The sequence below is a fragment of the Streptomyces sp. NPDC036764 genome, assembly GCF_055609385.1.
Map to the genome: position 1 here is coordinate 36,495 of NZ_JBVJPT010000010.1, position 15,003 is coordinate 51,497.

General features: G+C 68.5%; 13 protein-coding genes and 2 pseudogenes. 8 read left to right on the plus strand and 7 right to left on the minus strand.

What is annotated here, in order from left to right; genetic code table 11:
• The first annotated feature begins 143 nt into the window (after positions 1-143).
• From ACZ69Q_RS30270 to ACZ69Q_RS30295, 6 genes and pseudogenes are all read left to right on the plus strand, one after another.
• Positions 144-1,160: a zinc-dependent alcohol dehydrogenase family protein gene (locus ACZ69Q_RS30270; protein WP_471047665.1), complete on the plus strand. Its 1,017-nt coding sequence runs from the start codon at positions 144-146 to the stop codon at positions 1,158-1,160.
• 87 nt (positions 1,161-1,247) lie between these two features.
• Complete coding sequence (locus ACZ69Q_RS30275) at positions 1,248-1,619, plus strand: DUF2255 family protein (RefSeq protein WP_471047668.1); 372 nt, start codon at positions 1,248-1,250, stop codon at positions 1,617-1,619.
• A 34-nt stretch (positions 1,620-1,653) separates the two neighbouring features.
• The gene (locus tag ACZ69Q_RS30280) at positions 1,654-2,241 is read left to right on the plus strand and encodes a cation:proton antiporter domain-containing protein (protein WP_471047671.1); all 588 of its coding nucleotides are present in this window, start codon (positions 1,654-1,656) and stop codon (positions 2,239-2,241) included.
• A gap of 125 nt (positions 2,242-2,366) precedes the next feature.
• Positions 2,367-2,894: a nuclear transport factor 2 family protein gene (locus ACZ69Q_RS30285; RefSeq protein ID WP_471047673.1), complete on the plus strand. Its 528-nt coding sequence runs from the start codon at positions 2,367-2,369 to the stop codon at positions 2,892-2,894.
• 122 nt (positions 2,895-3,016) lie between these two features.
• Positions 3,017-4,392, plus strand: a pseudogene (locus tag ACZ69Q_RS30290) (IS1380 family transposase).
• Between the two features lie 322 nt (positions 4,393-4,714).
• Complete coding sequence (locus ACZ69Q_RS30295; protein ID WP_471047676.1) at positions 4,715-5,797, plus strand: LacI family DNA-binding transcriptional regulator; 1,083 nt, start codon at positions 4,715-4,717, stop codon at positions 5,795-5,797.
• A 34-nt stretch (positions 5,798-5,831) separates the two neighbouring features.
• Here the strand turns inward: ACZ69Q_RS30295 and ACZ69Q_RS30300 are convergent, their stop codons facing one another.
• Positions 5,832-6,365 (minus strand): hypothetical protein, encoded by a 534-nt coding sequence (locus ACZ69Q_RS30300; protein ID WP_471047679.1) that lies wholly within the window; start codon positions 6,363-6,365, stop codon positions 5,832-5,834.
• A 221-nt stretch (positions 6,366-6,586) separates the two neighbouring features.
• On the opposite strand from ACZ69Q_RS30300, the gene ACZ69Q_RS30305 reads away from it, so the two are divergent.
• A complete protein-coding gene (locus tag ACZ69Q_RS30305) occupies positions 6,587-6,871 on the plus strand; it encodes a hypothetical protein (RefSeq protein ID WP_471047682.1) in 285 nt (94 codons plus the stop codon).
• Between the two features lie 117 nt (positions 6,872-6,988).
• Here ACZ69Q_RS30305 and ACZ69Q_RS30310 read toward each other — a convergent pair whose 3' ends face one another.
• Entirely contained in the window at positions 6,989-8,059 is a 1,071-nt protein-coding gene (locus ACZ69Q_RS30310) for a glycoside hydrolase family 43 protein (protein ID WP_471047685.1), read from the minus strand.
• Between the two features lie 317 nt (positions 8,060-8,376).
• On the opposite strand from ACZ69Q_RS30310, the gene ACZ69Q_RS30315 reads away from it, so the two are divergent.
• The gene (locus ACZ69Q_RS30315) at positions 8,377-11,643 is read left to right on the plus strand and encodes a LamG-like jellyroll fold domain-containing protein (RefSeq protein ID WP_471047688.1); all 3,267 of its coding nucleotides are present in this window, start codon (positions 8,377-8,379) and stop codon (positions 11,641-11,643) included.
• A gap of 74 nt (positions 11,644-11,717) precedes the next feature.
• Here ACZ69Q_RS30315 and ACZ69Q_RS30320 read toward each other — a convergent pair.
• The 5 genes and pseudogenes from ACZ69Q_RS30320 to ACZ69Q_RS30340 all read right to left on the minus strand — a co-directional run.
• A pseudogene (locus ACZ69Q_RS30320) lies at positions 11,718-12,041 on the minus strand (AbfB domain-containing protein); the annotation flags it as partial.
• Positions 12,042-12,085: 44 nt separating this feature from the next.
• Complete coding sequence (locus ACZ69Q_RS30325) at positions 12,086-13,117, minus strand: LacI family DNA-binding transcriptional regulator (RefSeq protein ID WP_471047691.1); 1,032 nt, start codon at positions 13,115-13,117, stop codon at positions 12,086-12,088.
• Positions 13,118-13,414: 297 nt separating this feature from the next.
• Positions 13,415-13,582 (minus strand): hypothetical protein, encoded by a 168-nt coding sequence (locus ACZ69Q_RS30330; RefSeq protein WP_471047693.1) that lies wholly within the window; start codon positions 13,580-13,582, stop codon positions 13,415-13,417.
• Positions 13,583-13,608: 26 nt separating this feature from the next.
• The gene (locus ACZ69Q_RS30335; RefSeq protein WP_471047694.1) at positions 13,609-13,965 is read right to left on the minus strand and encodes a PRC-barrel domain-containing protein; all 357 of its coding nucleotides are present in this window, start codon (positions 13,963-13,965) and stop codon (positions 13,609-13,611) included.
• A 144-nt stretch (positions 13,966-14,109) separates the two neighbouring features.
• Positions 14,110-14,811, minus strand: a complete 702-nt coding sequence (locus tag ACZ69Q_RS30340; protein WP_471047696.1) for a FadR/GntR family transcriptional regulator — start codon at positions 14,809-14,811, stop codon at positions 14,110-14,112.
• Between the last annotated feature and the right edge of the window lie 192 nt (positions 14,812-15,003).

Genomic DNA, 15,003 nt, shown 5'->3' on the forward strand with positions numbered 1-15,003 from the left:
CGGGCGGTGACAGAGTCAGAGACCGGCAATTATTTTCACAGGCCGTCGGCGCTTCTGTACACCCTTTCCTCTTTGACCATCGTCGACGAATCCGGCATGTCCGGGTGACACCGCTGCCCGAGAAACGCATCAGGAGAAAAGAAATGCGCGCAACCGTGATCCACGCCCCCGGTGACATCCGGGTGGAGGACGCCCCCAAGCCCAAGATCCTCAAGCCGACCGACGCGATCATCCGCACCGTCGCCACCTGCGTCTGCGGCTCGGACCTGTGGCCGTACCGCGGCCTGGAGCCTGTCGGCGACCCGCACCCGATGGGGCACGAGTACGTCGGGATCGTCGAGGAAGTCGGCAGCGAGGTCGGCAACGTCAAGCCCGGCCAGTTCGTGGTCGGCTCCTTCGCCACCTCCGACAACACCTGCGCGAACTGCCAGAAGGGCTGGCAGTCCTCTTGCCTGAACCGGGAGTTCATGGGCACCTGCCAGGCCGAGTACGTAGGCATTCCCAACGCCCACGGCACCCTGGTCGCCACCGACGAGCACCCCTCCGGCGACTTGGTGCCCAGCCTGCTGGCCGTGTCCGACGTGATGGGCACCGGCTGGTACGCGGCCCTCGCCGCCGAGGTCAAGCCGGGCTCGACGGCCGTGGTGGTCGGTGACGGAGCCGTCGGACTGTGCGGTGTCATCGCCGCCAAGGAACTCGGCGCGGAACGGATCATCGCCATGTCCCGGCACGAGTCCCGGCAGAAGCTCGCCCTGGAGTTCGGCGCCACCGACATCGTCACCGAGCGCGGGGACGAAGGCATCGCCCGCATCAAGGACCTCACCGGCGGCATCGGCGCCGACTCCGTCCTGGAGTGCGTCGGCACCTCCCAGTCCATGAGCCAGGCCCTGCACTCCGCCCGCCCGGGCGGCAACGTCGGCTTCGTCGGCGTCCCGCACGAGGTGGCCGTCGACGGCCAGGAGCTGTTCTTCTCCCAGGTCGGCCTGCGCGGCGGCCCTGCGCCTGTCCGCCGCTACCTGCCCGACCTGATCGACCGCGTGCTGTCCGGCCACATCAACCCGGGCAAGGTCTTCGACCTCACCCTGCCGCTGGAGCAGGTCGCCGAGGGCTACAAGGCGATGGACGAGCGCCGCGCCATCAAGGCCCTCCTCACGCCCTGACCCGAGCCTCGTGGGCGTGAGCTGCGCCGGCCGCGCTCACGCCTACGAGGGCACACCCCGCCGCACGGTCGTGAAGGAGGCACGCCCATGACGACCTGGACGAACGACGAACTGACCCGGATCGAGCACGCCGAGGAACTTCAGATGGCCCCCGCGCACAGCGACGGAAGGCCGCGCACACCCGTGCCGATCTGGGTCGTCCGCGACGGTGACGACCTCTACGTCCGCTCCTTCCGCGGCAGCGCCGGCGCCTGGTACCGGGCGGCCCAGGCCAGCCGCGAGGGGCGTATCCGCTCCGGCGGCGTCGACAAGGACGTCACCCTCGTCGAGGTCACCGACCCCGGCGTCAACGACCGCATCGACGCCGCCTACCGCACCAAGTACGGCCGCTACGGCGCGAGTTACGTCGATCCGATGGTGGCCTCGCGGGACACGACCCTGGAGCTCGCACCCCGCTGAACAGCGGCTCTTTCACCCCTCCAGGAGAAGTACCTTGCTCGGTCTCGAACTCGTCGTGGTCCTGGGCGTGGCGGCCGTGCTGGTGGGCAACGTCGTGGGCCGGCGCCTCGGCATCGCGCCGCCCGTCGTCCTGCTCGTGACGGGTGTGCTCCTGGGGTTCGTCCCGGCCGTACGGAACGCGCAACTGCCGCCGGAAGTCGTCCTGTTGCTGTTCCTGCCGGTGCTGCTGTACTGGGAGAGCCTGACCACCTCCCTGCGGGAGATCCGCACCAACCTGCGCGGCATCCTGCAGCTGAGCACCGTACTCGTCACCCTCACCGCCTGGGCCGTCGCGGCAACGGGCACGCCCTCGGGCCGCCGTGGGGGCCGGCGTGGGTGCTCGGCGCGGCCATGGCGCCCACGGACGCGACGGCGGTCGGTGTCCTGGCCCGCGCCCTGCCACGCCGTCAGGTCACCATCCTGCGGGCGGAGAGCCTGGTCAACGACGGTACGGCCCTGGTCGTCTACGGTCTCACACCAAGGTTCCAGCACCCTCGTCGACAACGGAGGCGTTCGACTAGCCTCGGGCTTTCATGAGCAGTGCCGTCTACCGCTTGCTCAGAGACGCGAGAAGTGCTCCTGACCTGCAACGATGAGACCTGTGGAAGGTCCTGGCCGTTGCTGCCGAAGGAGCACTTCTCAGGTGAAGAGTACTGACCCATATCCGCATGTCCGCGTCCAGCGCCACGGTGGGGTCGGACGGGTGGGGTGCTGCTGGTCGAGACAGTCCGCAGTACCGGCCCGCATCAGGCGATAATGATCGTTAGCTGCCTGTGCGTATTAGGGGGTCTTGTGAGTCTGAGTCCGCGCGAGGTATTTCTCCGGCTTGTTCATGGGGTCGCCGACGGGAACTTAAGCGAGTTGCCTGACCTGTATGGCGAGGTCACCGATGTCCGGCATCCGATGGCGACGCCGGAGTCCGAGCCGTTGACGAGTCGGCGTGCGCTCCGGGAGCACTTCACGGTACCGCCGGAAGTTCGGGAGTCCTTGCCGAAGAGGAGTGTCGTCGATGTCGTCGTTCACGAGACCGCCGATCCTGAAGTGATCGTCGCCGAGTTCGCCTACGAGTTCACGTTGCCGGACGACTCCATGGCCAAGGTGCCCTGCATCTTCGTGATGCGTGTGCGGGACGGTCAGATCATCGAGTCACGCGACTACATCGACCCGATCCGTACGTACACGGCACGCGGGGACCTTGACCGCCTCATCGCGTCGTTGCGCAAGGGCGTTTCCTAACCCCCACGCTTTCCGAGGTGGGCTGTCCAAGAGTTGACCAGAAACACGGAAAATACTCTTGACCTGCAACGATAGGACTTGCTGAGGATCCTGTTGGCTGCGAGGAAAAGAGCACTTTCCAGGTGAGAGAGCCCATCGCGTCCTACCCACATGTCCGTGTCCAGGGTGACGGCCGGCAGGTGGTCTCGCAGGCCGGTGCGGTCCTGTTGGTGGAGACGGTCCGCAAGACCGGTCTTGACCGGGCGATATCCGCGGCACTGGCGCCCTGGCGGAAGCCACGGGCGGTCCACGATCCCGGGAAGATCCTCCTGGACCCTGCGCCGGCGGTCGCGTTGGGCGGGGATTGCCTGGCGGATGTCGGCATGCTGCGGGCCGAGCCGGCCGTCTTCGGCCCCGTGGCATCCGACCCGACGGTCTCCCGCTTGGTCGACACTCTCGCCGCCTGCGGCGACACGGTGCTGAGAGCGATCCGCACCGCCCGGGCCGAAGTTCGCGAACACGTCTGGTGGTTGGCCGATGAGAGAGCCCTTGATGCCAGCGGAATGGTGACCGTCGACCTGGACGGAGTGCTGGTGATTGCCCATTCCGACAAGGAGGACGCCGCCCCGGCCTGGAAGCGGACCTACGGCCACCACCCGCTGATGGGGTTCGTCGACCACGGCCCGGGCGGCACCGGGGAACCCATGGCGGCCCTGCTCAGACCGGGCAACGCAGGCTCGAACACCTCTGCCGACCACATCACCACGGCCCGCCAGGCCCTGGCCCAGTTGCCGAAGAAGTACCGGCGCGGGCGGCAGACCCTGATCCGCACCGACTCCGGCGGCGGCACCCATGACTTCGTCGCCTGGCTCGCCCAGCGCGGACGATGGCTGTCCTACTCGGTCGGCATGGTGATCACCGACGCGATCCACCAGCACGTGCTGAAAGTCCCGGCATCGGCCTGGACTCCTGCCATCGAATCGGACGGCGAGATCCGCGACGGGGCCTGGGTCGCCGAACTCGCCGGTGACGTCCTGGACGGCTGACCGAAGGGCATCCGGCTGATCGCCCGGAAGGAACGGCCGCGTCCAGGAGCACAGTTGAGGATCACGGACGCGGATGGCATGCGGCTGACCTGCTTTGCCACCAACACCACCGGGCTGCCGATCGCCGAACTCGAACTCCGTCACCGGCTGCGGGCCAGGGCCGAGGACCGGATCCGGGCCGCCCGGAACACCGGCCTGCGCAACCTCCCCCTGCACCACACCGACCAGAACCAGGTCTGGCTCGAGGTCGTGCACATCGCGCTGGACCTCCTGGCCTGGATGCCGATGCTCGCGCTGACCGGGAAGGCCAGATGCTGGGAGCCCGCCGCCTGCGGCTCCGCCTGTTCACCACTGCCGGACAACTCGCCACCACCGGACGTCGGCGGATTCTCCGCCTCGCCCGTCACTGGCCCTGGAACAGCCACATCACCGCCGCTCTCGACCGGCTCGCCCAACTCCCGAACCCCGGCTGACCAGCAGACTCCCCGTCCCAACGAGCAGCACCACCGACCCGGAGCAGTGGAACCCGGCGCCCACCCGACACGTCAGCCGGGCCACCGGCCTGCCCCTCACCTACCGGCCATTGCAAAACGCCCTGCCGACTCCGTCGACAGACCGTCACGCAAGATCGAAGGTAGCTCGCTTTGGCGTATAGAGCCGAAAGGGCATCCGCAGCCAGTGAAAGGTCGTTCGCGCAGGTCAACAGCCATCAGTCACTCATCTCTGCAGGTCACCGCCGTCACCGGTCTCTTCCGGGACATAAACTCAGCAGCGCTGAGGGGCGGGGAGGTTCCGGTGGCACGACCAAGGATCAAGGACGTCGCGCGGCTCGCAGGCGTGTCGGAGAAGACGGTGTCCAACGTCATCAACGACTACGTCCACGTGTCCGACCGGACCAGGCGCGTGGTCCGCGATGCCATCGAGGTACTCGGCTACAAGGTGAACCTCGCCGGTCGCCATCTGCGCCAGGGACGCACCGGCATCATCGCTCTCGTCGTCCCCGAACTGGACGTCCCGTACTTCGCCGAGCTCGCCCGGCATGTCATTCGCGAGGCCGAGCGGCGCTCCCTGACGGTGCTGATCCACCAGACCGGCGCGGATCGCGAGCACGAGCTGGCGGCGCTCACCGGGTTCGGCTCCAGCTTCGTCGACGGAGTCATCCTCAGTCCGCTCGCCCTCACCCCGGACGACCTGGGCGACCGTGCGGATGCTCCGCCCACCGTGCTGATCGGCGAGCTGCTGCAGGAAGGTGCCGACCACGTCGCCATCGACAATGAGAAGGCCGCACGGGAAGCGACCGAGCACCTGCTGGGCCTCGGCCGCCGCTCCATCCTGGTCATCGGCGGACGCGACGACGCGGGCCTGGGCACGGCCGAGGCCCGCACCCGCGGCTACCGTGCCGCGCTGGCGGAAGCGGGCATCGCCTACGACCCGGCCGCCCTTCTGCCCGTCGCCTCCTTCCGGATGCCCGACGGCGCCGAGGCCGTGGCACGCGCACTGAGCGAGGGCGCCCGCCCCGACGCGCTGCTGTGCCTCAACGACCAACTGGCGCTGGGCGCGCTGCGCGCACTGCACGAGCACGGCATCCGGGTTCCCGACGAGGTCGCCGTGGTCGGCTTCGACGACGTCGAGGCCGGACGCTTCAGCGTCCCCACTCTGAGCACCGTGGCCCCCGACAAGGCCGCGGTCGCCCAGGTCGCCGTCGAACTCCTGCAGCGCCGGATGGACGAGGCCACGGGATCCACCGCGGCGGACGCCTCCTCGACCGGTGTGCGGTCACCTCAGGACCTCGTGGTGACGCATCGCCTGGTACTGCGCGAAAGCACGGAGGGTGGCAGCGGGGTGCTGCCTGCGGGCTCTCGGTCAGGGGCATCCTGATCACCGCACCCTTCGGCAGGAGGTAGCACGCGGATCAGGCGAGAAAGAGCCGGGCCCAGTTCGCGAACCGCTGTCCGAGCTCCGCCTGCGCCGCCGCGATCACGGCCGCCGGATCCTTCGCCACGGGCAGTCCGAAGTGCTGGTCGAGCCAGGCCGCGTACTCGGCGTGGCCTTCACTGTGCTGCTCGTCCTCGTCGCGGTAGTAGTAGGCCTCGTCCCAGTCGACGCAGATCTCCGCGTCGAAACCGAGAAGTTGGAACAGCTCCCGCAGATCCCGGGCGACGATGTGCTGCCCGCCTTCGTCACCGAAGACGACCACGGGCAGGGTGGCCGCGTCGGTCCGGTCGTCGAGCCGCCAGAGCGCGTAGAAGGAGCCGCCGCCGGTGGCCTGCGCGAAGGGGACCAGCCGGCCGGTGAACCCGGGGTCGTCCGACCAGCCCGCCACCAGACCGGAAATGTCCCCGTACTCCGTCAGCCCGAAGCCGTCGGCGAAGTTCTCGTATCCGATCCTGTCCTGGAACTCCTTGAGCAGGTTGAGTTCTGCGACAGGCGAGTATTTCGTGGGCACCGCATCTCCTGGGGGTGAATCTAGGGGTGTGGGTCCGGTCGGCGCTCGGACGTGTCCTCGCCTCCCGCACGGCATCCTCACATCCCGCACTGACAACGCCCGTTCGGACCACCGCCGGGGCCCGTTCCGGTGATCTACGTCGGGCTCGCGCAGGCCGGACGGGCTGCGGTGGTACGCCGTCTGCGCAGATCACGACCTCACGAGGCATGAGGAGAGCAGCCATGTACGCAGTGGTTCGGCGGTACGAAGGAGTGACCGACCCCGCTGAGGCGGGACGTCGGGTGAACGACGAGTTCGTGCCGCTCCTGCGCCAGGTCCAGGGTTTCGTGGCCTATTACTGGGTCGATGCCGGGAGCGGGGTGATGGTGTCGACGGGTGTCTTCCAGGACCGGGCCGGCGCCGAGGAGTCGACCGACAGGGCGAGGAGCTTCGTACAGGACCGCCTCGCCGCTCTGCTCCCCAACGCGCCCGAGGTCACGGCCGGCGAGGTGGTGGCCCATTCATAGGGCCCTGACGCAGTCGCGGCGCGGGCCGCTCCGGCTCTCCGCGCCGCTTCTTCCGCCCCTCGGCATCGCGGGCACCCTGGACGAACCCCGCGTACGGCCGGGAGCCGGATCCCTTCCCTACTCGAAGAACTTGAGGCTCCAGCCGGTGTTCGTGTTCGCGCCGGGGACGTTGGCGCGGCTGTAGGTGGTGTTGCCCCACCAGCAGAACGTGCCGGTGTACCAGTACCGGTTCTCCCAGGCGTACGGCGTCCCCTTCGGCACCGCGTGGAACATCAGCGGGAAGCTCGGCCCGGCGGGTGGGCTCGTGCCGATGTCGCCGTCGAGCAGGACAAAGCTGTGATGGCCGGGGCCGTTGACGTGCAGAGTCGGGTCCCAACCCGGCATCATCGTGGCGCGGTCGGAGCCGAACAGGCAGCCGTTGGACTTGTACCAGTCCCACACGTACGTCGGGTCGCCCCCGGCGCGCAGCCGCAGGTCGGCCAGGCAGTACTGCTCGCTCCAGCTCCCGTTGGCGGAGTACACGATGTGCAGTTGCCCATCGGGGTCCTTGATGGCCTCGGGAGCCTCGTTGATGAACGGGTTGCCGACCACCCGCTCCCAGCTCTCCCGGGGTTGTGAGATGACGTGGCGGGCGCCGGTCGCAGTGGTCGGGCTGCTCATGCGGGCGATGTAGAGGTTCTGCTCGACGTTGGTGTCGCCGGCCCAACCGGACCACACGAACCAGCGCTGTCCGTTGAAGGTGAACAGGGTGCCGTCGATGGCCCACTTGCCGTCCGGCAGCGCCAGTTCGGTCTCGGCCGTGTATCCGCTGTCGGCGCCGGCCGAGCTGATGACGTACATGCGATGGACCGGTCCGCGGCCCGCCGAGAAGTAGATGTAGTAACGGCCGCCGTCCCGCACGATCTCAGGAGCCCAGACCTCACCGAGGTTTCGGCTGTCGGACCAGACCTGCCGGGCGGGCGCCGTCGCCAGGGCGTCCGTCGACGGAGCCTGCCGCACGAAGATGCCGCCACCGGCCGACTGCACCGAGACGTAAGTGCTGCCGACTCGCAGCACGCTCGGATCCGCGGCCCGCAGACTCGTCTGACCCGCCAGGGCCGGGTCGGCGGACGTCAGGGACAGCACGGCGGCGAGGACGCCGGCCAGCAGCATGGCCGCGGCGCCGGTGATGCGGCGAGGAAGTCTCATGGTCACCTCGACGTCCCGCTTTCCATCGATGGAACAGCTCTCCAGCAGCATTGATGCGAGTCGCGAGCATGTCAACGCCCTGGAGGGTCGAGTGCCCCAAGTCGCCTACCGCAGACGCCTGGTGAGGGTGACCGGCACAGTGGTGCGCGAGGTCTGGACAGCGGTCGAGGGTCGTGCTGTCATTTCGGCTGTCGCAGGATTTCCAACGTTGAAAGAGCCGCCCCGACCGCGTCCGTGCCGGTCTTCCGTCATTCCTGTGGGCCTGGTCTTTCCAGATGACCGGTCCCGGTCCGCGGCCTCCACGCGAGGAAGGTTCGATGACAAGACAACACATCCGCCCACGGGCCAGACTGTGGGCGCTGCTGGCCACGGCCGCTCTCGTTGTGCTCCCGACCGGTCTGGCCGCCACCGCGTCGGCAGCGGAGCCGACCGGCAGCGCCTCGGTGCCCTCCACCGAAGCAGCCGACGTCGAGGTGCACGGCCTGAAGGGCGAGTACTTCAGCATGTCGGCGCCGGGCGCACGGGACTTCGCCGAACTCGGTGGCACGCTGCTCGATCCACAGATCAACTTCTCCGGCCTGACCAGCACCTTCCAGGAGCTGACCGGCAAGACCGAGCACACCACCGCCCGTTGGACGGGTCAGATCGAGGCACCGGCCACCGGCGACTACACCTTCTACGCCATCGGTGACAACGGCTTCCGGCTCTACATCGACGGCAAGCCGGTCATCGACCACTGGGAGCCGGACTGGGACAGGGAACAGACCAGCGCCGCGATCCGGCTGACCGCCGGCGAGAAGCACGACTTCCGTCTGGAGATGTTCCAGGACTTCGGTGGCGCCAACATGTTCCTGCGCTGGGCCGGGCCAGGTCTGTCCAAGCAGCTCGTGCCGATGTCGGCGTTCACTCCGCCCGAGGGTTTCGAGGTGTACCCGGTGGAGCTGTCCGTGGCCGCGGACGGACGGCGGCTGCGGGCCCGGTTCGAGGGCAGGGTGGGCGACCTGCAGACGGTCAAGGATCACCTCAAGGTCGAGGCCGACACCACGGCCATGCCCCTGAAGTCGGTCACCGTCGCTCCCGGGGACCGCAACTCCCTGCTCGTGACACTCGCCGAACCCATCCAGAAGAACCAGCAGGTGCGGGTCACCTACGACGGCGAAGGCGGCCTCACGTCCGGCGGCGAGACCGTTCCGAAGGTCATCCGCTACGCCGACAACGCCTCCACCCACCGGCTCACCACCAGGTGGGGCGACAAGGTCGACAAGAAGAACCCGCTGCCGGAGTACCCGCGCCCGCAGCAGGTGCGCTCCAAGTGGAAGAACCTCAACGGGCCTTGGCAGTTCAGCGGTGCCGAGCCGGGCGAGCAGCCGGTGTACGGCAAGGACCTCGACGAGAAGATCGTCGTGCCGTTCCCGGTGGAGTCCCAGCTCTCCGGCCTTGAGCGGCACGAGGACCACATGTTCTACCGCAAGCTGGTGAACGTCCCCAATGACTGGCAGGTCGGCAAGGGCAACCGGCTGAAGCTCAACTTCGGCGCCGTGGACTACCAGGCCCGCGTCTTCGTCAACGGCACGAAGGTCGCCGAACACACCGGCGGCTACGACGCATTCAGCGCCGACATCACCGACGCGCTCAAGGGATCCGGGCCGCAGGAGGTCGTCGTCGCGGTCACCGACACCGGGGGCGCCGACCAGCCGATGGGCAAGCAGTCCACCAACCCGGGCGGCATCTTCTACACCCAGTCGTCCGGCATCTGGCAGACCGTCTGGATGGAGCCGGTCGCTGACGCGGCTGTCGATAACGTTGTCGCCACGCCCGACATCGACACGAGCAGCCTCGCGGTGAGGGTGGAGTCGGCCAAGGCATCCGCCGGAGCCCGGGTCGAGGCGGTCGCCCGCGACAAGCGCGGCAAGGTCGTCGGCAAGGTAAGCGGGCCTGCGAACAAGGAGCTACGGCTGCCGGTGGCGAACCAGCACCTGTGGAGCCCGGACGACCCCTACCTGTACGACCTCGACGTCAAGCTCACCGACGGCAGATCGACCGACAGGGTCGGCAGCTACTTCGGTATGCGCGAGATAGGCATCGCGAAGGTCGGCGGATTCCGGAAACTGGTGCTCAACGGCAAGCCGGTCTTCTCCCTCGCCACTCTCGACCAGGGCTTCTGGCCCGACGGCCTGTACACCGCACCGAGCGACGAAGCCCTCGCATTCGACCTCAAGGCGCACAAGGAACTCGGCTTCAACGCCGTGCGCAAGCACATCAAGGTGGAACCCGCGCGCTGGTTCTACCACGCAGACCGGCTCGGCCTGCTGGTCTGGCAGGACTTCGTCTCCGGCAACCTCACGAACGAGACCGGGCGGCGCGCGTTCGTCGACCAGGGCCGGGAGATGATGCGGGAGCACCACAACGCGCCCTCCGTGATCGGCTGGATCGTCTTCAACGAGGGCTGGGGCGAGTGGGACCGCACGGAGACCGGCAAGATCGCCGAGTCCGTGAAGGCGGCCGACCCGTCCCGTGTCGTCAACGCCCACAGCGGGGTCAACTGCTGCAACTCCAAGGGAGATTCGGGCAAGGGCGACATCATCGACCACCACGACTACAACAACGAGGACCCACCGTTCCCCGATGACAAGCGGGCCGCGATGGACGGTGAACACGGCGGCTTCACCCTGCGCACCCCGGGGCACATGTGGCCGGGCGCCCCGACGGTGATCTACAGCGGTGTCAACGACAAGGAGGCGCTGACCCGCAAGTATGTCGAGAACACCGAGAAGTTCTATCTCGACCAGGCCGGAGCCGAGCTGTCCGGTTCGATCTACACCCAGATCTCCGACCTGGAGAACGAGCTCAACGGCCTGTACACGTACGACCGTCGGGAGATCAAGGTCGACCCGGTCCGGGTCCGTGAGGTCAACCGCAAGGTCATCGCCGCCGGTGCCGCCGCGGGCGACCGGCAGCCGCTCAAGGGCGGCGGGCACTGGACGCTCGACGAGGGCACCGGTACCACCGCGAGGGACGACGGCCCGAACGCCAAGCCCTTGACGCTCGCCACGGGCACCACCTGGACGCCCGGAGTCAGCGGCAGCGCGCTGAAGTTCGACGGCAACGGCCAGTACGCCGAGACCGACGGGCCGGTGCTCGACACCACCGGAAGCTACTCGGTGTCGGCGTGGGTCCGGCTGGACGAGCTCCCCGGCAACTACGCCACCGCGGTCAGCCAGGACACCCGACGCCAGGCCAGCCCGTTCTACCTCCAGTACGGCCAGGGCGCGTTCGCCTTCAGCACTCCGGGCGGGAACCGTGCCCGCCTGGTGACCACTCCGGAGAAGGGCCGCTGGTACCACCTGGTCGGCGTCCGCGACAGCGCGGACAACACGATCGAGCTGTACGTCGACGGAAAGCCGGCGGCGACGGCCACCGGCGGCGCGGCCTACCCCAGCACCGGTGCCCTGGCCGTCGGCCGAGCGCAATGGGGCGGCAGCGACACCGACTTCTGGAACGGCGCGGTCGACGAGGTCCGCGCCTACGACAAGGCGCTCACCGCCGAGGAGGTGAGCGCGCTCCACACGCAGGAGAGGCCGTAGCGGAAGCGGCGGCGCACGGCCCCGGCGGGGAGGCACTCCTCCGCCGGGGCCCACTCGGTTCTGCTATCCCCCGGTCACGGCGCCCACGGGGCCTCCACGGTCCACGGGGTGTCCTCCGTGAGGAGAGGGGGGTTGTCCCAGGTGTGGGTGCCGCCGGGCGTGGCCAGCCACAACTCGGCGTTGTAGTGGCGCAGGTACTGCTCCGGGTAGTTGGAGGCGGAGAGCCGCACTCCCCCGTTAGCGCCCCTGATGGGGCAGAAGGTGGCGTCCGCCCGGTACAGGTCGCCGCTGCCGGACTCCTTGTACACGCGGAACTCGCGGTGGCGCAGGTACTCGCCGGGGTAGTTGCGCGACTCGAAGCTGTAGCAGGAGCTGTCGGCGAGGCCGGGGACGATCTGTCGATCAACTGACGGGGTTCGCGGCGCACTTGCCTAGGTGCGGCTCAGACTTGGGACCTGTCCTTCGCGGCCCCGCGCCCGAGGGTGCTCTCCCGCTCGACCAGGCGGTAGTCCGCCCAGACACGGCGGGGTTCGGGAGCCTCACCGCCCAGCCGGGCGAGCACCGACTCCACGGCGAGCCGGCCGATGGCCTCCTTGTCCGGCGACATGGAGGTGAGCGTCACCGCACCGAAGTGCCCCTCGACCACATCGTCGAAGCCGACGACCGCGATGTCCTCGGGGACCCGCAGTCCGCGCTCGTGCAGGACGCGCATCGCGCCGATGGCCATCGGGTCGTTGTACGCGAAGATCGCGTCGGGGCGACGTCCGGAATCGAGGATGCGGTTCATGGCCGCGGCGCCGTCCGCGTGCCCCCAGCCGTCGGTGGCGGCCACGAGCCCGTCGTCGGCCGGGAGTCCGGCGGCTGACAGTTCCTCGCGCCAGCCGCGCACACGCAGTTGCGCCGGCTCGCTGCGGCCGCGTCGGTCGCCGATGAACGCCACCTCCCGGCGTCCGAGGCCGACCAGGTGCCGGACGGCGGCGCGGGCCGCGGCGACGTTGTCGATGGCGATGTGGTCGTACGGCAGGTCGTAGTCCCGCTCGCCGAGCAGCACCAGCGGAACGTTCTCCGCCCGGTCGCGCAGGTCGTCGGTCTCCAGCTCGATGGGGCTGAGGATGAGTCCGTCGATGACACGGGCGCGGAAGCCCTGGCTGACCAGGAGCTCCTGTTCACGGCGTCCGCCGGTGTGGTCCAGCAGGACGATGTAGTCGTGGGCGGCGGCGGCATCGATGACGGCGGCGGCGAGTTCGGCGAAGTAGGGGTTGCCGAGTTCGGGCAGGGCCAGCGCGATCATGCCCGTGCGCCCTTTGCGCAGGTGCCGGGCGGCCAGATTGGGCCGGTAGCCGAGCGCGTCGATGGACCGCTGGACGCGCTCGCGCATGGCGGGGGTGACGTGCTGGTAGTTGTTCACCACGTTGGAGACGGTCTTTATGGAGACCCCCGCGTGGGCGGCGACGTCCTTGAGGCTGACCCGCACGGCATTCCCTTTCGAAGCGGCCCGACTCGGGCGGTCGGTGCGGGTACGGCATCGTCACCGTGAGCCTGGCGCCGAGTCACGGTGCTTGACTTTTACAACGTTATACAGCCGACATCTAGGCTGACAAGGCGTTCTGCGTACGCGCGACGCGAGGATTTCACCTCGGCGTTCGGTGGGCCGATCCTTGATCGAAAGCGCTTGCCGGTGGGGTCAGTGTCATGCGGACGGGGTCAGCGGTCTACAGGTGCGACACATCATGGCTCGGCGCCGTCGTGCGCGAGGAGCGTGCGACGTGCCCTATCGAACCGGACGCCTGCCGCTGCGCCGGAGCTTCATGCCGACATAGACGAGGTCGAAGATCGCCACGAGGACCCCGATGATCAGCAGGTAGAGCAGTCCTTCGGCGAGTACTCCGATGAAACCGAGCACGATGGCCACAAGGAGCAGGAACAGGAACAGTGCCATGGCGGCCTCCCGGATCGTGGTTGCCGTCAGCGGCGCGCCAGCCGCCGCTCGCCCTCCGCGCCGGGCCGGTAGGTCAGGTCGTAGTGAGCGAAGATCGCTTCTTCGTCCCCGGCCGGCAGGATGCCGTCGACGTCGATGTACGGTGCACCCTTGACCTGGCGTTTCGGGTACGTGACCTTGAGGTACCCCGGGCCGACCAGCGCCCCGTCGAGCGGAACGAACACCAAGCGGTGCCGGGTCGGCATGCCGACCGTGACGGTTGCGAAGGACGGCGCATCGGTTGCGGTGTCCACATAGATCGACTCCAGCTTGCCGATCTTGTGTGCGTTCGCATCGACCACATCGTGGCCTCGCCACTCTCGGATGTCTCCGGCCTCGAACATCGCGACCCTCCGCTCGTAGTCCCTTCCCGCCGCGTACCCCGTCTGCGCCGCTCTGCACGGCGCTCGGCATACAGGCGACCTCGCCCTGCCGACGTGGCCCGAACTCGGGTCGCCGGGCCGGGCTCCGAGGCAAGGCGACCGGCGTCAGTTCGTCCCCTCGGCCTCCTCCACCGGCGGCATGAACGCACGCAGCCACCGCTCCGTCTGCGCGACATGCGCCTGTGCCGCCCCGGCCGCGGCGACGGGGTCGCGGTCGGCGATGGCGGTGGCCAGCACGCGGTGGTCCTCGTCGCTCTTCCTGCGCAGGTCAGGTCCCTCGGGCAGGGTGAAGACCTGGTACTTGCGGGAGCGGGCACGAAAGACCGCCAGGAGGGTGGCGAGGGTGGGGTTGCCGCCTGTGCGGGCGATCTCCGCGTGGAAGCGGTGGTCGAGTTCGGAGGCCTTGGTGGGGTCGCTCGTGGCCTCCATGTCCTCGATGAGGGAGAAGAGCGTCCGCACCGTCTCCGGTGTGCAGCGCGCCGCCGCCTGTGCCGCCACATGGGCCTCCAGGACCCGCCGGATCTCGTAGACCTCCAACAGGCCGGACAGCGGGAGGAGTTCGAGGGTCAGGGAGAGGCTGCCGATCACATCCTCGGGCCTCAGTTGTGAGACATACGTGCCCGACCCGTGCCGCGGCTCGATGACGCCCAGGGCGGCGAGCATCCGTACGGCCTCGCGCAGCGACCCTCGCGAGACACCCAGCTCCTCACACAGGTCACCCTCGGGCGGAATGCGCTCGCCCGGACCGAGGCGCCCCGTCCCGATCATGTGCCGTAGGCCGTGGAACGCCTTCTCGACTGCGGACATCCGTCCCCTCTTCCTCCCCTTACGGTCCGGCGATCACGCCGCCGTCCCTTCGGAGCACTGTAGCGAGCCTCAGATGTGTCGGATGCGTGCCACACGTAAGTCATCTGATGACTTTCACTGTACGACCCTTGTTTCCGCCGAGAAAGGTAGTGCAGGATGCCGAGTCATCAAACATGTCCGGCGGATTCCGAT